At 35.2% G+C, this 19,930-nt stretch carries 13 protein-coding genes and 2 pseudogenes; 6 read left to right on the forward strand and 9 right to left on the reverse strand.

What is annotated here, in order from left to right:
- The 7 genes and pseudogenes from J3U59_RS04790 to J3U59_RS04820 form a co-directional block, all read right to left on the reverse strand.
- Nucleotides 1-631 (reverse strand): annotated as a pseudogene (locus J3U59_RS04790) (hypothetical protein); the annotation flags it as partial.
- Nucleotides 632-675: 44 nt separating this feature from the next.
- Nucleotides 676-1,773 (reverse strand): DUF6708 domain-containing protein, encoded by a 1,098-nt coding sequence (locus J3U59_RS04795; protein WP_267333645.1) that lies wholly within the window; start codon nucleotides 1,771-1,773, stop codon nucleotides 676-678.
- A 44-nt stretch (nucleotides 1,774-1,817) separates the two neighbouring features.
- Entirely contained in the window at nucleotides 1,818-2,915 is a 1,098-nt protein-coding gene (locus J3U59_RS04800) for a DUF6708 domain-containing protein (RefSeq protein ID WP_267333644.1), read from the reverse strand.
- A gap of 24 nt (nucleotides 2,916-2,939) precedes the next feature.
- On the reverse strand, nucleotides 2,940-4,037 hold the full coding sequence (locus J3U59_RS04805; protein WP_267333643.1) for a DUF6708 domain-containing protein: 1,098 nt from the start codon (nucleotides 4,035-4,037) through the stop codon (nucleotides 2,940-2,942).
- 1 nt (nucleotide 4,038) lies between these two features.
- Nucleotides 4,039-6,726: a T6SS effector BTH_I2691 family protein gene (locus tag J3U59_RS04810; protein WP_267333642.1), complete on the reverse strand. Its 2,688-nt coding sequence runs from the start codon at nucleotides 6,724-6,726 to the stop codon at nucleotides 4,039-4,041.
- Nucleotides 6,713-7,570 (reverse strand): DUF4123 domain-containing protein, encoded by an 858-nt coding sequence (locus J3U59_RS04815; RefSeq protein ID WP_267333641.1) that lies wholly within the window; start codon nucleotides 7,568-7,570, stop codon nucleotides 6,713-6,715. Before J3U59_RS04815 ends, J3U59_RS04810 begins: the two co-directional genes overlap by 14 nt.
- Entirely contained in the window at nucleotides 7,570-10,041 is a 2,472-nt protein-coding gene (locus tag J3U59_RS04820; protein ID WP_267333640.1) for a type VI secretion system Vgr family protein, read from the reverse strand. The genes J3U59_RS04815 and J3U59_RS04820 overlap by 1 nt, the downstream gene beginning before the upstream one ends.
- Nucleotides 10,042-10,551: 510 nt before the next feature.
- On the opposite strand from J3U59_RS04820, the gene J3U59_RS04825 reads away from it, so the two are divergent.
- From J3U59_RS04825 to J3U59_RS04850, 6 genes and pseudogenes are all read left to right on the forward strand, one after another.
- Complete coding sequence (locus J3U59_RS04825; RefSeq protein ID WP_267333639.1) at nucleotides 10,552-11,040, forward strand: hypothetical protein; 489 nt, start codon at nucleotides 10,552-10,554, stop codon at nucleotides 11,038-11,040.
- Between the two features lie 723 nt (nucleotides 11,041-11,763).
- Entirely contained in the window at nucleotides 11,764-13,719 is a 1,956-nt protein-coding gene (locus tag J3U59_RS04830) for an extracellular solute-binding protein (protein ID WP_267333638.1), read from the forward strand.
- A gap of 1 nt (nucleotide 13,720) precedes the next feature.
- Nucleotides 13,721-14,809 (forward strand): microcin C ABC transporter permease YejB, encoded by a 1,089-nt coding sequence (locus tag J3U59_RS04835; protein ID WP_267333637.1) that lies wholly within the window; start codon nucleotides 13,721-13,723, stop codon nucleotides 14,807-14,809.
- The gene (locus J3U59_RS04840; RefSeq protein WP_267333636.1) at nucleotides 14,809-15,840 is read left to right on the forward strand and encodes an ABC transporter permease; all 1,032 of its coding nucleotides are present in this window, start codon (nucleotides 14,809-14,811) and stop codon (nucleotides 15,838-15,840) included. The genes J3U59_RS04835 and J3U59_RS04840 overlap by 1 nt, the downstream gene beginning before the upstream one ends.
- Nucleotides 15,837-17,411, forward strand: a pseudogene (yejF, locus tag J3U59_RS04845) (microcin C ABC transporter ATP-binding protein YejF); the annotation flags it as partial. The gene J3U59_RS04840 and the pseudogene yejF, both read left to right, overlap by 4 nt.
- A 207-nt stretch (nucleotides 17,412-17,618) precedes the next feature.
- A complete protein-coding gene (locus J3U59_RS04850; RefSeq protein ID WP_267333634.1) occupies nucleotides 17,619-18,482 on the forward strand; it encodes a hypothetical protein in 864 nt (287 codons plus the stop codon).
- 70 nt (nucleotides 18,483-18,552) lie between these two features.
- Here J3U59_RS04850 and frdD read toward each other — a convergent pair whose 3' ends face one another.
- Entirely contained in the window at nucleotides 18,553-18,921 is a 369-nt protein-coding gene (gene frdD, locus J3U59_RS04855; protein WP_267333633.1) for a fumarate reductase subunit FrdD, read from the reverse strand.
- A gap of 14 nt (nucleotides 18,922-18,935) precedes the next feature.
- Nucleotides 18,936-19,340 (reverse strand): hypothetical protein, encoded by a 405-nt coding sequence (locus J3U59_RS04860; protein WP_267333632.1) that lies wholly within the window; start codon nucleotides 19,338-19,340, stop codon nucleotides 18,936-18,938.
- Nucleotides 19,341-19,930: the final 590 nt, after the last annotated feature.

Below are 19,930 nucleotides of genomic sequence, written 5' to 3' on the forward strand. Positions count from 1 at the left end.
CCGGAAAGCCGGTTTTATACGGGTGAAAGGTCATTAGGTTGACCATATTGGTGCCGCCCATATCCGAGCCGCTCTCGCCAAAGTTCGACGGCATAATATGTTCCCATTTAAATACCACCGTGCCACCACAGTATTTAGGGCGCTGAATATAGACTTGCTTTGTCACCCGATTAAAGCGGACCCGAATATGGCGTATGGTAAAAAGTTCAAAACGGTAAATATAACGGAAATAGCGTATACATAAATAGGTAAGTATCAAAAAAATAACAGAAAAGAAAATTATTGCGAATATTCCTGAAGCAATATTATCACTCTCATGATTATATAAATCTGATGCTATTCCAAATCCCAATTCCCAACAAGAATAGATAATCCAGAAAAAAAATAAATAAATCCAAGTCAGAATTCCCCGAAAATTTTCAAACATCCCGCCTCGAATTTCTAAATAGCGATCGTTATACGCATAGTAGGGACCTAACGGCCTAGGATTATCACTGACCGATTCTTGAGTGTAGTCTTTTTGTACTTCTTTCAGTGTCATATCGGCATTGATATAACCCATTTTCAATTTTTTACGGGTTTCGGATTTCATGGCGTTTCCAAACCATGCTAAAAACTCGCCTACGTACATTTACCTTATATCCTATTTTTCATTCTGAACATTATGTTTTTATTTTAAGAATTGCCATAATCAACCCATTTACCTGTCTTTTCGTCACGTACCCCCCATTCTAAACGGCTCTCTAATATGGCTTGTTGTACTTTTGGGGAATAGTCCGATAAGGTGGTTTCTTTCGGAATCGGTTTGCCTTTTCTGCCTGCTTGTCGAATGACCTTAGGCCAACGAGGTTGCCAGCATAAACACTCCGAAATAAAGTAACCTACGGTATAAAAGGGCAATAAAATTAAAAATACTGGGATTAATAAAATATACATCCAAAATGTTGGGGCGTTTTTTGCTGCGTGTATCATCGGTTTGATATGCCCCTCTAAACCGTGAAAAGGTATAGGTAAATGGGTACTTAAACGGGGTTTAGGCAGATTGTCCGGTCCGTGCTCCATATAACGGCGGATAAATTCCCATTCGTCTTTATAGTCTTGACCGTTATAGGTGTTTTTACCAATGCCCACTGAGTGCGCTACCGGAAAGCCGGTTTTATACGGGTGAAAAGTCATTAAATTGACCATATTGGTGCCGCCCATATCCGAGCCGCTCTCGCCAAAGTTCGACGGCATAATATGTTCCCATTTAAACACCACTGTGCCACCGCAGTATTTAGGGCGCTGAATATAGACTTGCCTTGTCACCCGATTAAAGCGTACCCGAATATGGCGTATGGTGAAGAGTTCAAAACGGTAAATATAACGGAAATAGCGGATACATAAATAAATTGAAACTAAAAATATAAATGTAAAAAATGTAAAAGCTGTTGTATAACCAGCAATTTTATCTGTTTTATGATTATACAATAAAATAAAACAATATATAGAATTATAAGCAGAACTCACAGGTATCATAAATATAAGTAAACTAATCCATGCTAAAATACCTCGAAAATTTTCAAACATCCCGCCTCGAATTTCTAAATAGCGATCGTTATACGCGTAATAAGGCCCTATTGGTCTTGGATTATCACTGACCGATTCTTGGGTATAGTCTTTTTGCACCTCTTTGAGTGTCATATCGGCATTGATATAACCCATTTTCAATTTTTTACGGGTTTCGGATTTCATGGCGTTTCCAAACCATAATAAAAATTCGCCTACGTACATTTACCTTATATCCTATTTTTCATTTTAAACATTATGTTTTTATTTTAAGAATTACCATAATCAACCCATTTACCTGTCTTTTCGTCACGTACCCCCCATTCTAAACGGCTCTCTAATATGGCTTGTTGTACTTTTGGGGAATAGTCCGATAAGGTGGTTTCTTTCGGAATCGGTTTGCCTTTTCTGCCTGCTTGTCGAATGACCTTTGGCCAGCGAGGTTGCCAGCATAAACACTCCGAAATAAAGTAGCCTACGGTATAAAAGGGCAATAAAATTAAAAATACTGGGATTAATAAAATATACATCCAAAAAGTTGGGGCGTTTTTTGCTGCGTGTATCATCGGTTTGATATGCCCCTCTAAACCGTGAAAAGGCATCGGTAAATGGGTACTTAAACGGGGTTTGGGTAGATTATCCGGTCCGTGCTCCATATAACGGCGGATAAATTCCCATTCGTCTTTATAGTCTTGACCGTTATAGGTGTTTTTACCGATGCCCACTGAGTGCGCTACCGGAAAGCCGGTTTTATAGGGGTGAAAGGTCATTAAATTGACCATATTGGTGCCGCCCATATCCGAGCCGCTCTCGCCAAAGTTCGACGGCATAATATGTTCCCATTTAAACACGACTGTGCCACCACAGTATTTAGGGCGCTGAATATAGACTTGCCTTGTCACTCGGTTAAAGCGTACCCGAATATGGCGTATGGTAAAAAGTTCAAAACGGTGAATATAACGGAAATAGCGGATGCATAAATATGATGTAGGTAAACAAATAATTGAATAGAAAATTATTGATATAACATGCCAAACAGCATTATTTGTTTCGCCAAAATATAATACTAGAAAGCTATCAATACAGTAATACCCTGAACTAAAAGGAATAAAAAAAACAAGTAAAGATATCCATGTTAAAATACCTCGAAAATTCTCAAACATCCCGCCTCGAATTTCTAAATAGCGACCGTTATATGCGTAGTAGGGACCTAACGGCCTAGGATTATCACTGATCGATTCTTGAGTGTAGTCTTTTTGTACTTCTTTCAGTGTCATATCGGCATTGATATAACCCATTTTCAATTTTTTACGGGTTTCGGATTTCATGGCGTTTCCAAACCATAATAAAAATTCGCCTACGTACATTTACCTTATATCCTATTTTTCATTTTAAGAGTTGCCATAATCAACCCATTTACCTGTCTTTTCGTCACGTACTCCCCACTCTAAGCGGCTCTCTAATATGGCTTGTTGTACTTTTGGGGGATAGTCCGATAAGGTGGTTTCTTTTGGGATCGGTTTGCCTTTTTTGCCTGCTTGTCGAATGACCTTAGGCCAGCGAGGTTGCCAACATAAACACTCCGAAATAAAGTAGCCTACGGTATAAAAGGGCAATAAAATTAAAAATACTGGGATTAACAAAATATACATCCAAAAAGTTGGGGCGTTTTTTGCTGCGTGTATCATGGGTTTGATATGCCCCTCTAAACCGTGAAAAGGCATGGGTAAATGGGTACTTAAACGGGGTTTAGGCAGATTATCCGGTCCGTGCTCCATATAACGGCGGATAAATTCCCATTCGTCTTTATAGTCTTGACCGTTATAGGTGTTTTTACCGATGCCCACTGAGTGGGCTACCGGAAAGCCGGTTTTATACGGGTGAAAGGTCATTAGGTTGACCATATTGGTGCCATTCATATCCGAGCCGCTCTCGCCAAAGTTAGATGGCATAATATGCTCCCATTTAAACACCACTGTGCCACCACAGTATTTAGGGCGCTGAATATAGACTTGCCTTGTTACCCGATTAAAGCGTACCCGAATATGGCGTATGGTAAAAAGTTCAAAACGATAGATATAACGGAAATAGCGAAGTATTAAATAGCTGAAAATTAGAGTTATGATTGAATATATAATTATAAAAATAACTCCTAATACAATATCATCATCTTTCTGAGAATATAAATTTAAAGCTATCTCAATTCCTAATTCATAGCTTGTAAATGGAACTATAAATATAAGTAAACTTATCCATGTCAAAATCCCTCGAAAATTCTCAAACATTCCACCTCGAATTTCTAAATAGCGATCGTTATACGCGTAGTAAGGTCCTATTGGTCTGGGATTATCACTGACCGATTCTTGGGTATAGTCTTTTTGCACCTCTTTGAGTGTCATATCGGCATTGATATAACCCATTTTCAATTTTTTACGGGTTTCGGATTTCATGGCGTTACCGAACCATAATAAAAATTCGCCTACGTACATATTAAAAAGTCTCCTGTATGGCTTGATACCATTCGGTGAGTTCTTCGCCGAGATCATCAAAGGGTTTACGTTCAAGTTTGCCACTAAAACAGCAGCGATCAAACCATTTTTGCATGGCATTGATATCAACGATAATCAGGTAGATACTGACCACAATAATAATCATAGAAAAGTAAAAACTGATCGCTGCCAGCGCCGCCGCCATAGCTCGACCGATAGCAAAGCGACCTATGACTAACCCGATTTCAGCCACTTTGACCCAAATAGTCCGTTCGATACTGGTCTTGATAATATTATCTAACCATGGCACTATTGCCCCTAGAGTAACTACAAATTGAGAAATACTTAGTGCTAAGGTTGCTGTTGCTCTTGCATAATATGCGAAAGCTATAACTTTATTTTTCCGAATATTCGCTTTCTTTGCATCTACAAAATCTAATACCGCCGATATTCCCCCTGCAATCAACGATAAACTTGCCGACCATAAAAATAACCGCCCAAAAGCAGTATAGGTGACGGTGGCGGTTTTTGATGTTGGGTTGTTTTCGATACAGCACTTTATTGCACTGGTTAGGATTTGCGCGCCTGCTGCTGTAGTTGCCATTAGGGATGCGGTTAATTCGGCTAATTCCCGGGCATTTTTCCATTCACCATTAATTAATTTTTTGAGTGTTTCGTAACTACTGAATGCAAATATCATCATGGCAATTTTGGTATTAACTAAATCGGCATTATTAAAATTTTCACGCGCAACTCGTGTTATTTGTGAAGCTCCCCGTTTAGGCGTGGCTTTAAAAGAATGGCCATTGATATTATAGCCCGAGTCATACATCTCCAAAGCTTTATTTCTAATATGTGCAAAAATTAGGTTACCTAAGCGGTTTTTAATATTTTGATTAAATTTTTGAGTTGTGACGCTTAAAAAGCTTCTGACTAAATCAGCAAAAGTAACCGATAATAACGCTATGGGAAAGCCTCGTTGCGCTAATTGTTCTATAAGCGGACCTGTCTGATTAACATGTTCTGTCAATTTGTTAAGTAGGTTAATGGCGGTATCCACATCCGGCAGATGTCCTTTATTGTCAGATTCGTTAATTGCTATATTTTGTTGAATGTCCAGATATTCGTTAATATCGGTGATTAAGGTTTTATTATTAAAAAGATAGGTTCGCATACTTAAATTTGTAGGGGTGATTTGCGGTTCAAGCCACCATTCGTCCAAAACTTTTCTAACTTTTGATGAACTATTTGCACCACACAGGCAAACTCCCATTTGTAATTGAAACATAATTCCGTCTAAAGGAATGGTATCATCATATAAATATAAAGCCGAGATTAATTGTTGTGATTTTAACCATTTTAAGTAATCATCGATACGCTTTGCGGCAAGCTGTTCGGCGAACTTGCTGTGTTTATTGAATTCTTCTTCAAATTTTTTAAGCTTATCTTGTGATAAGCGATTCCAATATTTTTCTTTAAATTCATCTTCTGATAGCTTTTGGGTATAAACGTTATCAATATTTTCAACATACTGTTTTCTGTCTTTTTCAATTTCTCTATTTAGAGCTTCTTTCATTTCATCTGATAACTCAGCGTCATCACCAAATGTTATAACGTAATCATAATATTGATCTTGTTTGTTTATCATTTCTTTAATGCGTCTTTCTCGAAATGATTCTTTAAAACCTAATAGCTGTCTTAAGATAATTAAGCGGTGTTCGTTGGATATGCCTTCCGAATCTTTGCTTTCCATCCAAGGTTTCATCTCTTTTTCAAGTGCTTGATGATATCGGTTATTTAAACTTTGGGTTATGCCAATTGCATCATTAACGACTATTGCCACACCTTGACGCTTTCTTAACTTGTTATATAGCGATATATAACGCATGTAAGTTCGTAGTATATCTTTATCATAATAGGTGGTGCGAGTAGTATAAATATCTTGGATAACTTGTAATTGCCTATTTGCGGCATCTCGTTCCCCTGTTCTAAATTCAAACACGGGTTTGCTGTTTAAAAACGCTTCTTGCTTAGCTATATCAATTGCTGTTGATATTTCGAGAATATTTGTCAGAATATCTTGGGTTTTTAACGAAGTTTGGCCATTACGAATCTGGTCTGGTGTCATGCCTGACAGTTCAAATTCTGGGGTATCTTGATAAAGTTCTAATCTGGCATTACTGATTTTATTTGGACTGAATACAAAATAGATTTTAAAGATGTCTTTACTGTTTTCAAAACTAATATATGATGCATCGGCGCCGTCAGTTGCAATGTTACAGTTATATGTGGGGGGAATATTCGGTATGGTGTTGTTGTCGCTATATTCCGTTAAGCACCCCTCAGAGCTGGACGAAAATATTCGCCACTTTTTTTGCCCGTTTTTAAAATCTACAAGCACATATAAATACCCTTGACGTAATATTTGTAGACAATAATTAGAGTGTTCTAATGGTATGTCTGACACCATTTTTTTGGCAAAATCAGGTAACTGAGGCAATTCTATTTTTGCCTCAGAACCATCTTTTAATACCTTATTTTGGGCTAAATAGCCTGTGATTGATAACCGAGTTGGTAGAACAATTAAATCGCCTTCTTTTTCTTGGCATTTTGGGCAGCGTTTGCCAGAATTATTTTCGTAGGCTTTTGCCATTAATATTGTATATAATAATTGATCAATCGCTGGCATCTTCATGTTCCTTATCTAAACTATTAAAATATTGTTCCAATTGGCTAACTGTCTGATTTCTGATTAGATCGATAAATAAATCATGATCAATTTGTTGGAAAACGTGTTCCGATTTAACCATTGAATAGTTGACTATATAATCCATTTTTTGCTGATCAGGTTTATTAAATGTTACCGTGTAAATCCAATCCAGTAACTGCCAAAGTGTGCTTTTCTGATTATTAGTTAATGGTTTTTTTTGCTTTTTTACTGTTTGATGTTCGTAAGCGTTATAGTGTTGTGCTAGTTTGATTTGTTGCCATTGTGTGGTCGTTATTTTATAGTTGATATCCCACAGTATTAATTCGGGCTTATGGTGCAATTGCACATAATTATCTTGCCAGTAGTACCAATATTGCACGCAACCTAACATTTTGCTTATTTGTTGTTTGTCAAAAATATTAACTAGATGCTTAAGAACCTGAGGATCGTAAAAGCGTAATATAAAATAATTTGCCTGATATGACATAAACATTGCATTGCTAATGTGTTGTTGTATGTCTTTAATCGTATAAGGTGAAGCGATTAATGCGATTAGTGATGTTTGATTGTTTTTTAACTCCGCTACTAGTGGATTAATATCAGCAGACCCTTTTTTTATTGTGCATAATTGCAAACATTCATGATCAGAGGATACGGTGTCTTGCCTGTCTCTGATTGGTACTATTGAATCGAATTCAACATTATGTTCCCAAAAAAAATTGTCATTAATTTGTGGATCAATTAAAAAATGTATTTGTCCAAATCGCTGAATTTGTTTTGCGATTATTTTATTGATTTCCTGTTCTGGTATGAGTTCAATCATTATTGCCTTTCCACAACAATTGCATGTTTTTCAGCTTCGTCCTGCTTGACTCCATTGCAAATTGGAGGCAATTCATTTTGAATATTTGTTTGCGCTGTTCCCATTTTTTGCATCGCATTGCATTTAAAATAGGCATTAGCTGGCGAACCTAACTCAATACCTGCTTCGTTGATTTTTATGTACGAACCACCGCAAATTAATGTCATTTCTTGTGTTGCTGTAAACTCAACATTACCGTCAACACTATCAATTTTAATATCTTGTTTAGCCGCCATATTTAGATTGGCATTTTGGGCTTGTACGTTAATATCGCCTTGATTAGCAAATACTTTCATCCCCGATTTGTGGGCAAATAATCCTATCGCTTCACCCGATGATAATGTGATGTTTTTTAATGCCGTGATGTCGGTTTGGTTTTCTGTCGTGACCGTCACACTGTTATCCGTCGATAATTGAATATTTTCTGGACTAGTTAACGCAATGCCTTCTTGTGCATATGCGAGAATGCCACTGAGGGTTAAGTTGGTTAAATTTGCCTTGAGCTGGTCTTGACTGCCGGTGTCTGCACCGTGTGCTTGGGATTGATTGGCAGCATTTTGCAGTGCTTTGGCTATCGATAAGGCGTTTTCTAGTTGGGTGATCGCACCTTGCATGTCTAGTTGATTGCCGTGTGCTTTCGGCTCGGTTTTACTGGTCAGATACAATCCTCGGTTCGCCGCAATTGCCCCCCATTCATCGGTACGTAGCTCAAACCCTTCACCCCGTTGTTCTTTGTTATTGTTAACAAGATGTCCAATATTGAGTTGTGTTTTGCCGTATTCGGTCGCCAGCTTGATATGCTCTTGCCCTCGTTTGTCATCCATGCGTAATTTATTATTGGTTGGTGTACGAATCACATTGCGATGTTTGTTTATGGTAGTTACATGGTCGGGGTGCGTACTGTCATGCATGGCATGGGCAATATACGGGCGGTCTGGATTACCGTCCATAAACGCAATGGCAACTTCCGTGCCGTCTATTAGCGGAAAGTGGAAACCATAGGTGCCACCTGCATACGGTTTTGCCAGTCTGACCCATAAACTTTCACAACCTTTTTTCCACTCTTTTAGGTCATAATTAAATTTAACCCGATACCGTCCTTGGGTATCAATATAGCCGTAAGTATCATTGTCTGGGCTGGTCACCCGTGCAGGTAAAGAGCCCATGATTTGTGGCCACATTAAGGGCGCAGGGCGGTATGGTTTTAATACCTGATATGGTATGGCGGTAAAACTTAGTTCGTAAGCATCTGTGCGATTGCCTTTACCTTCCACGCTTAAAATAATTACACCATCATCAATATCAACTAGCGGACTGCCGTTAATCTGAATACGTTGTCCCGGTGTCAAATTTGCACGATTGCTTTTTCCGCTAATTACTATTTTTTGACTAATTGCCTGTTCATGTCGAATTTGGGCATACCATTGCCCGCTTTCAATAAAATAGTGTTGTTCGATTTGGTTTTTGACGTTATCTTTATCGCCACGTTGTTTATCTTCTTGAATATTCGGGCTTGACCCTTTGTAGTGCTCACCATAACGGTAATCAATTCCATAAGTGGTGCTGTCATTGGGTTGAGTATTGACATAACCCAGTAAATTGGCTTTGGCGTCACGGTAGTTGTAATCTTGAACCTTAACCGATGACTCCACAACCCGACTGCGTAACTGAATATCCCAGATACTTTCTGTTCCGCCATCTAATGTGCCATTGGGTAATCGATAATCAATGTTGTTGACTTGCTCATAACCTTGTTCGTAATCACCGATAACTATCACATCACAATTGTGTTCGGCATGGGTTTCAAAACGAAACCAAACACCAACATCGGCTAACAGACGTTGTATAAAGCTTAAATCACTCTCTTGCCATTGAGTAATAAATTCACGTTCAGGATAGCGATTGTTTAATTCTAGCCGATAATCAATGCCAGTAAAACCGTGACTGTGTAGCACTTCTTCAACCACACTAATCACACTTTGGTTTTGGTATATCGCATTATTACGATTCAGTGCTAATTTTGCTAAACGGGGAGACAACACTATCTGATAATGTGCCTGTTCTTTACTTACCGATAACAAACTAAAACGGGTAATAACACCATAAATTTTACGTAAGTCACATTGAACAGGTAGCTCACTTAAGGAACGAATTGCTGTTCCCAGCATGTTTTTAATAGTAGGATTAAAAGAAAATGACGCATTTTGGTTAAGTAACGTATCGGGTGATAAGGTTTTATCAATGCTAGTGAATTCAATGGTGTAATGCCATGGTTGATTAAGCTGTTCATTCCCTTGAACGCGTAAAACAGAAATAGGCAAAATTAGGTTATCCACCGTTAAGGTGTAGCGATTGTGGCTCACCTCTCCCGTTAATTCATTCAATAACCCTTCACCAAGTTGATTGATAAGTGGGAATAATTTGTTCGCCATTTTTGGGTCCTTTTATACACTTATTATTAAGTATTATTCGATAGTGATTATCTAAACCAAGTAAATAATTACTTTTTTTAAAAGAATTTGCAATAACTAATTTTAGTAAATAACGTTATAAAATATTTAATGTTATTTATATAGAATTGAATGTATTGTTGTATGCTTGAAATTAACCGGTAACCGTTCAATCCCATTTTGGGATCAAAAAAATTAAAGCTTATTCGATAAAATTATTTTTTTGCGAGTAGATTTATTCATTGAGAGTCAGTACACGAGCAATTTCATAGCATTTAATCTTGTTGCTCATTATTTTGTGAAATTTTAATGCTTATTTTAGTGGGCAATGCTTAAAAATTATTTAGTCGTTTTTCTATAATGATTATAATTAGTGAACTACCTTTTTAAATTTTAATCTTGGTAAAGTGTAATTATGTTATAATTTCACGACATTAATTATCTATTCGCTGACCTTCAATTATTTTACTAATCTAACAAAAGGAATATCTTATGAAAAAATTCATATCAGTATTTTTCTTGTTTATGACATGTATTAGTTATAGTTATGCTGATTCACTACAAGAAAGTTTTAAAAAACAGCCTTTATCCTCCAGTAATCCTAAATTTACTGAATATAAAGCTCAATTAGCTAATGATTTATTTTTGTCTTTTTTTGTTGATGATCAAGAACAAAAAGCGGTTCCTGTTTTAATCAAAGAGGGTAAAAAATACCAACCAATTAGTATTAAATATTGTATTAAAAATACTGATGAGTGTTGGCGGCAAATCATTTATCACAACGCTTTATCTCATATCACAAGTAATTTAGATAAACCCGAAAATAGAAAAGATTTACTGATATGGAAGATTGAATATATTGATAATAATCAATTAAATGAAACTGACTTTTTACAAACGCCACTGACAGGTGCTTTACCGAATGGTGATGATGATTATGATCCTTATATTCTTTGGCAATCTGATTTAAGTCTTTATTAATAATATTACCGGTTCATTTTATTGGTTGGTCGCTAAGTTAATATAATGTAGATAAAATTTAATAAATCTAATTTTTTAATCTTTAATTATATTAACTTACGCGAAATTTTTTGATATCGAAATTTTTTATATTGAGTATTTGATCATATTGTTAAATTGTATAACGCATTTAGCTACATAGAATATCTTATCATTTTTATCATTGTTGTGGTTGCTCACTAAATTAGTGTTAAATAACTGCACAAAATGTTATTGTTATTTGCGTACTAAAGATTCGTCTATTCTTATTAACATATTTCAATTGATATTGTTAACAATCTAAATAGACTCCGGCAAATACATACTCTTTTCACCTGTATCCATAATATTATTTAATTTCAAATGTTATTTTAATTATTATGTACTATGGCTAACTTTATCAATTATTACGGTTGATCATGGATAATGAGATTTAAATACTGCTATAGCACAAGATATAACACCCTATTTAATTTTAGTGTTTACTAAATAAACTTAATATAGCGACGTTATCATGATAACGAAAATTGATTGATGTTATTGTCGGCATTTATGATTAAATTGAATAATTTAATTTTGCTCATTTAATGGAAGTTTGGCAAAATAGATAACATTATTATCAATAGTCTATTAACTCTATAATTTTGATAAAAGTGTTAAGCTTAAAACTATTTATTAAGCTAATTGAATAGGAATAGCATTAGGATGATCAACCAAATCAAACAAAAATTATCTACAATACTTGTATCAAGTTGTATGAGTGGGTTGGTCATGTGTTCGTTAGCGGTTAATGCTCAAGAAAATCAACAAAATATACCCCAAAGCAACGCTGCACCGAATGTACTTTCAATAAATGAATCTAATGACAATAACTTAATAGATTTTGTTGGTCCAAAGCCAGTAACTGAAAAAATTTATCACCAAACTGTTTTTTCGCTATTAGGTGAACCTAAATATCACGATGGTTTTCAATATGTTAATTACGTTAATCCTTATGCGCCAAAAGGTGGCATAATTAAATTAGCAGAAATTGGTACTTTTGATAATTTTAATCGTTATGCTAGTCGAGGAGCCCCAGAAAAAAACTCAGGATCATTATATGATACTTTGTTCACAAATTTAGCTGATGATATTACAAGTTTTTATCCGCTTATTGCTACCTCGATTACTTATTCCGACAAATATCGTTGGGCTGAAGTTTCAATTAACCCCAAGGCACGTTTTCAAGATGGAAAACCTATCACCGCACAAGATGTTGAATTTACCTTTCATAAATTTATGACAGAAGGTGTTCCACAGTATCGAGTATATAATCAGGGCATTAGTGTTAACGCTATTGATAATTATCATTTGCGCGTTGAGCTACCAGCAAGCGATCGTGAAAAATTGCTATCCTTCGTTGGTAATCTGCCGGTTATTCCAAAACATTTTTGGCAAGATCGTAATTTTTCAGAACCATTAACTATTCCTCCAGTTGGCAGTGGTCCTTATTTTATTAGCGATTATAAAATGGGGCAATTTGTTGTGTATAAACGTAATCCTAATTATTGGGCTGTGGATTTACCGGTAAATAGAGGAATGAATAATTTTGATGAAAAACGTATTGAGTATTATATGGATAGCAGTGTTTCGTTAGAAGCATTTAAAGCCGGTGAGTATGATTTTCGTGGAGAAGGCCAACCCAAAAATTGGTTTACCCAATATCAGGGGCAGTATTTTGATGCAAAGGATATTATCAAACAAGAAAAATCTGTACAAACAGCAACCGATAGCAAATGGTTAGCGTTTAACTTGCAAAAAGATCTGTTTAAAGACATTAATGTACGTAAAGCCATTACGCTGGCATTTGATTTTGAATGGTTAAATCACGCTTTTTATTACGATAGTTATAAAAGGCCTTATAGTTTTTTCGAAAATACCATTTATGCAGCGATTGGTAAGCCAAGCGAACAAGAATTAAAGTGGTTAATGCCGTATAAAAACATTATTCCCGATGCTGTGTTTGGTGATGCTTATTATGTGCCTAAAAGTGATGGTCAGGGTTTTAATCGCAATAATTTATTAACTGCAGCTGAATTATTAAAACAAGCGGGATGGATCATCAAAAATGGTCAACTAGTGAATACAACAACCAATCAGCCTTTTGAGTTTGAATTGGTTACCTATCTTGGCGATGATATTAAATATGCTATTCCTTTTCAGCAAAATTTAGCCCGTTTAGGTATTACCATGAAGATTGTTTCACTTGATTACACTCAAGTGACTCGTCGCTTACGTGAACGCGATTACGATATGATGCCACGGACTTATAATGCGTTTAATTATCCAACATCAGATTTGATGATTTTATGGGGTAGTGAGTATCTCAATTCATCATGGAATGGTTCAGGACTACATAACCAAGCAATCGATAGTATTATTGATGAAATAACTAAGAATGTTGGTAATCAAGCTGAGTTAATTTCGCTTGGTCGAGCGCTAGATCGCATCTTAACGCAAGAGTATCCTATGATTCCAATGTGGTATAACAGTAAAACCTATTATGCTTATTGGAACAAATTTGGGCAGCCAGCGATTCAGCCAACTTACGCTATTGGTGTCGATAGTTGGTGGTACGATGCTGACAAAGCAGCTAACCTGACAAAGAATCGGAAACATTAATATGCTCAATTATCTTATTCGTCGTTTATTATTGATTATTCCAACGTTGTTTGTGATTTTAACGATCAACTTTTTTATTGTACAAATTGCGCCTGGTGGTCCGGTCGATCAAGCACTAGCGATGATTGAAAATGGTCCAGATTCTGGTCAAGCATTATTACCGGGAGGTGATAATGCAGCGGTAAAATTATCACAGCATAAAAATGAGTCTAATTATCGTGGGGCGCGCGGGCTTGATCCACAAATTGTTGCAATGATTGAAAAACAGTATGGCTTTGATAAACCCATTATTGAACGTTATTTTGATACTTTAAAAAAATACGTGTTATTTGATTTTGGTGACAGCTTTTTTAAAAGTGAATCGGTATTAGGTTTAATTGCTAAAAGTTTACCGGTTTCGATTTCGCTTGGTCTTTGGAGCACGTTGATTGTTTACCTTATTTCAATTCCTTTAGGTATTAAAAAAGCTGTTAAAGATGGCTCGGTATTTGATTTTTGGTCAAGTACATTAATCATTATAGGATATGCAATACCTGCTTTTTTACTCGCTGTATTGTTAATAATATTATTTGCGGGCGGTAGTTATTGGGATATTTTTCCATTGCGAGGGTTAGTTTCAACGCATTTTGAGCAACTCGATTTTTGGGGAAAAGTAAAAGATTACGCATGGCATATTTGCCTACCGACTATTGCGATGGTTATTAGTGGTTTTGCTTCACTGACTATGCTAACTAAGAATTCATTTTTAGATGAAATTCGTAAACAATATGTGTTTACCGCAAGAGCAAAAGGTTTAAGTGAACGACAAATTTTATATAAACATGTGTTTCGTAATGCGACACTATTAATTGTGTCAGGTTTTCCTGCTGCCTTTGTTGGCATTTTATTTACCGGTTCGTTATTGATCGAAATTATTTTTTCACTCAATGGGCTTGGGCTATTAGGCTATGAAGCCATTATTCAACGTGATTACCCAGTCATTTTTGGATCACTATATATATTTACGTTAATTGGGCTAATTGCCAAACTGTTATCTGATTTATCTTATATGATAATCGATCCACGCATTGACTTTGAGGCACGCAACTGATGAACAGCCATTATTCTATTAATCAGCAACGTTGGCAACGATTTAAACATAATCGACGTGGATACTATTCGCTTTGGCTGTTTTCTTTGTTGTTTGTTATTAGCTTGTTTTCTGATTTTATCGCCAATGATAGACCGATTTTTATCAAATACCAAGATAACTATTATTCGCCTATTTTTCACTTTTATCCCGAAACTGAATTTGGTGGACAATTTAGCACTCAAACAAATTATTTAGATCCAAAAGTACAACAAAAAATAGAATCTAATGGTTGGATTTTATGGGCACCTTTTCGCTATAGTTATAATACGTTAATTTATGACACGCCAACGACGTTTCCAACCCCACCTTCAGCGTCGCATTGGTTAGGGACAACTGATGCAGGTTTTGATGTGCTTGCTAATATTTTATATGGTTTTCGTATTTCGATGTTTTTTGCCATTTTACTGACCGTTTTTACCACAATTATTGCGGTAATTATTGGGGCTATACAAGGTTATTACGGTGGTAAAATTGATTTAATCGGACAACGCTTTATTGAAATTTGGTGTGGATTACCAGAGTTGTTTGTCATTATTCTTCTTGCCAGTATTTTGCCCCTTGATTTTTGGTGGTTATTGGCCATCACGGTACTATTTGGTTGGATGGCTTTATCGGGTATTGTACGAACTGAATTTTTACGAACACGTAATTTTGACTATGTACGTGCAGCTAAAGCCATGGGAGTCGGTGATGTTAAAATTATGTTTCGTCATATTCTACCGAATGCAATGGTAGCAACATTGACATTTTTACCTTTTATTTTATGTGGTTCAATTACTACTTTAACCTCGCTTGATTTTTTGGGATTTGGTTTGCCTATTGATTCCCCTTCACTTGGGCGTTTATTGTTACAAGGAAAAAATAACTTGCAGGCTCCATGGCTTGGTATTAGTTCATTTTTGATTATTGCTACTTTGCTTTCGCTGCTTATTTTTATTGGAGAAGCAGTTAGAGATGCATTCGATCCTAACAAAGGAGGGTATCGATGAGTTCTCCTTTACTATCTGTTGAGGATTTAAGTATTGCTTTTAAACATGAAAGTAACACATTATTGCAAGTGGTAAATAATATAAGTTTTGATATTCACGAGCAAGAAACGCTAGCATTAGTCGGTGAGTCAGGTTCGGGTAAAAGTGTGACCGCTTTGTCTATTTTGCGTTTGCTACCTAAAAGCTTAGTGTCTTACCCTACCGGTGATATTGTGTTTGAAGATCAATCTTTACTACATGCACCTGATAAAGTACTTCGTCAGATTCGCGGCAATCAAATCAGTATGATTTTCCAAGAACCCATGGTATCGCTTAACCCACTACACACGGTAGAAAAACAGTTGTACGAAGTGTTATCTTTGCACCGGGGTATGCGCGCTAATGCTGCTCGAAGCGAAATTTTACAATACCTTGATCGAGTTGGAATAAAAGATCCAAAAAATAAATTGTCAGCTCTTCCCCACCAATTGTCTGGCGGCGAACGGCAGCGAGTGATGATTGCGATGGCAATTTTGACTCATCCTAAATTATTGATTGCTGATGAACCTACAACTGCATTAGATGTATCAGTACAAGCACAGATCATTCAGTTACTTAAAGAGCTAAAAAATGAGTTAAACATGAGTATGTTATTCATTTCTCATAATTTAGGTATTGTCAAAAAATTAGCCGATAAAGTTGCTGTTATGCAGCAAGGTGACATTGTTGAATATAATAATAAGCAGCGTATTTTTTTACGGCCGGAACATGCATATACGCAAACATTACTTAATTCAGAACCGAGTGGCGATCCTGTTCCATTACCTGATACACCCGGAATATTATTGAATGTTAATCATCTTGATGTTGAAGTGACTACTAAAAAACGACTTTTAAATAGCCAGAAAAAGAAAATTGTCGACAATGTTGGTTTTACTGTGCATCAAGGTGAAACAGTTGGCATTGTTGGGGAGTCAGGTTCGGGTAAAACAACTACCGCATTAGCGGTGTTGCGTTTGATAAAATCACACGGTGATATCTTATTTGATAGTTATCCAATACAACATTTGACGGGAAAAAAATTACTGCCATTTCGTAGCAGAATCCAAGTGGTATTCCAAGATCCATTTTCGTCACTCAATCCTCGTTTTAATATAGAACAGATTATTTGTGAAGGTTTAACGACTCATAAAAAATTGACTAAAGCAGAACAAGAGCAGGCATTAATCGATATAATGCAAGAAGTCGGGCTTGATCCTAATATGCGATACCGCTATCCAACGGAGTTTTCTGGGGGACAACGTCAACGAATAGCGATTGCGCGAGCTTTAATCTTAAAACCTGAATTGTTAATTCTAGATGAGCCTACGTCATCTTTAGATCATACAATTCAAAAACAAATAATTCATTTACTCAAATCATTACAGCAAAAGCACCAGCTTAGTTATCTATTTATTAGTCATGATTTAGCCTTAGTTTATTCAATGTGTCATCAAGTGGTTGTGATGAAAGAGGGTAAAATTGTCGAGCAAGGCTCGCGAGAGAAGATCTTTTATTCTGCGCAAAATGAATATACCAAAACGTTACTTTCGTTTTTAGATAAACCACTTAAACCTAAAAATAAAACATTTATTCATGCAGATATGGTAAATAATAAAGATAAAAATGAGGCAAAAGTAGAAGAACAAGTCGATTGGACCGATGCTTTATTAATGGGAAAAAGTCATCGCTATGTCGATAATTAAATTACTTCAAGTTGATAACACGATTAATAAATTAATTCATTTTATAGGATAATCATGCATAAATATATTTTACCTTTTTTATTCACACCATGCTTATCGTTGATTTCGTTAAATGCAACCGCTTTGACTTGTAACGATAATCCTGCTGAGAATTTGGTTTCAGCCAATAACTATATTTTTCAAATTTTAGATTATATTGATTTGCCAACCAAAGGTATTAAGCAAGAAATACGCACTATAGCAACTAAACTTGATAAGGGAAATAGTATCAGTTCTACTGCTAAGCATACCTTAGATTATGACTCGAATGGACTGATAACACAGAGTCAATATGAGCTGTTTTCAAACAAAAATCAACGCGTTTATTCAGAACATCTGCAAAAAACCAATGTTGGATGGGAAAATATTATTGAAGATGTGGAAGATAGAACAAATAGTATCATTCAATTTAAAACCGATAGCCAAGGTAAAATTGTTGAATCGCAACAAGCCAAAAAAGCAGTTGATTTTATCTTTATTGAAACTGACAGCTATCAGTATGATGCGAATAATTGTCTAATTAGTAAAAATGTACAATGGAAAGTTAAAGGTGTTGATGAAAAAGGAAAATTTACTGGTGTAGATCAAAATGGTGGTTCATCTTATACTTTTGCTTACCAGCAACAGCAATTGGCTAAAGTTTTGTATCAATTTAGTAACAATATGAAAAATGAAAATGATTTTTTATATCAGTTTGATAATAATCACCGTTTAAGCTCAATACAAACTTCTTATTGGTCAAGTGGTAAGAATGTTGCAAATTATATGACTCATTTTTTAACGTTTAATGATAAAAACGATTGGCTTACAGCCAGTAAAGTGAAAGTCGATCAAAGTGATAAACAAACTCAAATTAGTAGGCAAATTAGTTATTACTGATCTTTACCGTTCTAACTGAGGGTTATTTATTAAATAACCCTTTTTATTAATTATAAAAATTTTATTTGATTTATATTCGTATAAAAAGAATATAAATTGCATGTAAAGTCCAGGCAAGAGCTAGCCCATAAGTTAGTATTTTTTCACGTTTTGGGTAAATATTAAATTGATGTAATATCGTTAATATCTGTTGTAATCCACACCAAATAGGTAGAGATATCATCAAAAATAAGAATAGTTTTCCTACTTCTGTATTTGCTATTTTTAAGATATAAGAACGCGTTGTTGCATCACCAAAAGGAATAATATAAGCCATTATGATAATAATCACTGGCGAAAAAATTGCTGCCCATATTCCCCCTAAAGCAAACAATCCTTTTGCTACTTTTCCTTGCTTTTTTTGTTCTAAGTGCTGTGTTTGGATTTGTTGATTTTTCATGATGTAAAGACCGTTTATCTTAAAATAAATAACAGTAAGCAAATTGTAATGATGATCGAAACGAACCATAAACCTGCTGTAAGTAGGTAACACTTGGTTGTTTTAGTTGAATTAGCCGAAAAAACTACATTTGGGGCTAAATTAAACCAGTGTATTGAATGGTAAATTGCTCCTAGCAAGGCAATACAATTAAGTACAATCACAAAAGGACTTTGTAAAAAAAAGATAAAACGATAAAACTCATCTTGCCCCATCATATTGGTGTACATACAAATGACCCCGTACATTAATACAAGACTTACCCAAATCATAGAAAAGGGGACCAATTTTTGTATGATAGATAATAGCCAATTCGGTTTTGGTGATAGATTATTAAGATAACTTTCTATAGGATATTGATTGTTATTTTTTTTATTCATAAATTTTTTTACATTGCCTATTTTAAATTAGGTAATTTATTATGTTGGTGTAATTTGAAGTTGGATTATTCATTATAATCGTAAATCCAATTCATGTCGTTAATTTAAGCTTATTTATCATAGCGATTTTCACGATAATTAGGCTTTGCATATCGTGCCGCAAATACAAGTTATTGAATCGTGCGTTTACCTTGTGTTATTAAAAACACAGATTCTTTTATTCATTTGATAAAAGCTAGATGGAAAACATCTTGTCAGATGACACAGAGCAGAATACTAAACTATTTCGATTTACTTAATTTTTTCCTAAACAGATATAATAGAGGTAAAAAAAACAACCATTATTATTCATATAGTTGCACCAATAAAATATCTGTATTAATGATGATTATTAGAATTAATAATTTAGAAAATATCAAATATTTTCATAAAGATATAGTTAATTATTTTAAGGATAGATGTAATTTAGTATTAACTGTCACAAATTTTATGCAACGGTTAATTATTATTTGTATTTTTTGGATAATTGAATAATATAGCAACAAAACTTACTAACGCGATATTATTTGCATCCTCGATATTATGCTAGT

Origin of the sequence: Gilliamella sp. B3783, from assembly GCF_026536125.1 — a bacterium.
In the GTDB taxonomy this organism is placed as follows: domain Bacteria; phylum Pseudomonadota; class Gammaproteobacteria; order Enterobacterales; family Orbaceae; genus Gilliamella.

What these genes read in the sequence shown, in the direction of transcription:
- J3U59_RS04825 (WP_267333639.1), top strand. Translation starts at nt 10,552, where the DNA reads ATGAAAAAATTCATATCAGTATTTTTCTTGTTTATGACATGTATTAGT.
- J3U59_RS04795 (WP_267333645.1), bottom strand. Translation starts at nt 1,773, where the DNA reads ATGTACGTAGGCGAATTTTTATTATGGTTTGGAAACGCCATGAAATCC.
- J3U59_RS04840 (WP_267333636.1), top strand. Translation starts at nt 14,809, where the DNA reads ATGAACAGCCATTATTCTATTAATCAGCAACGTTGGCAACGATTTAAA.
- J3U59_RS04815 (WP_267333641.1), bottom strand. Translation starts at nt 7,570, where the DNA reads ATGATTGAACTCATACCAGAACAGGAAATCAATAAAATAATCGCAAAA.
- J3U59_RS04810 (WP_267333642.1), bottom strand. Translation starts at nt 6,726, where the DNA reads ATGCCAGCGATTGATCAATTATTATATACAATATTAATGGCAAAAGCC.
- frdD (WP_267333633.1), bottom strand. Translation starts at nt 18,921, where the DNA reads ATGAAAAATCAACAAATCCAAACACAGCACTTAGAACAAAAAAAGCAA.
- J3U59_RS04860 (WP_267333632.1), bottom strand. Translation starts at nt 19,340, where the DNA reads ATGAATAAAAAAAATAACAATCAATATCCTATAGAAAGTTATCTTAAT.
- J3U59_RS04835 (WP_267333637.1), top strand. Translation starts at nt 13,721, where the DNA reads ATGCTCAATTATCTTATTCGTCGTTTATTATTGATTATTCCAACGTTG.
- J3U59_RS04800 (WP_267333644.1), bottom strand. Translation starts at nt 2,915, where the DNA reads ATGTACGTAGGCGAATTTTTATTATGGTTTGGAAACGCCATGAAATCC.
- J3U59_RS04850 (WP_267333634.1), top strand. Translation starts at nt 17,619, where the DNA reads ATGCATAAATATATTTTACCTTTTTTATTCACACCATGCTTATCGTTG.
- J3U59_RS04805 (WP_267333643.1), bottom strand. Translation starts at nt 4,037, where the DNA reads ATGTACGTAGGCGAATTTTTATTATGGTTCGGTAACGCCATGAAATCC.
- J3U59_RS04830 (WP_267333638.1), top strand. Translation starts at nt 11,764, where the DNA reads ATGATCAACCAAATCAAACAAAAATTATCTACAATACTTGTATCAAGT.
- J3U59_RS04820 (WP_267333640.1), bottom strand. Translation starts at nt 10,041, where the DNA reads ATGGCGAACAAATTATTCCCACTTATCAATCAACTTGGTGAAGGGTTA.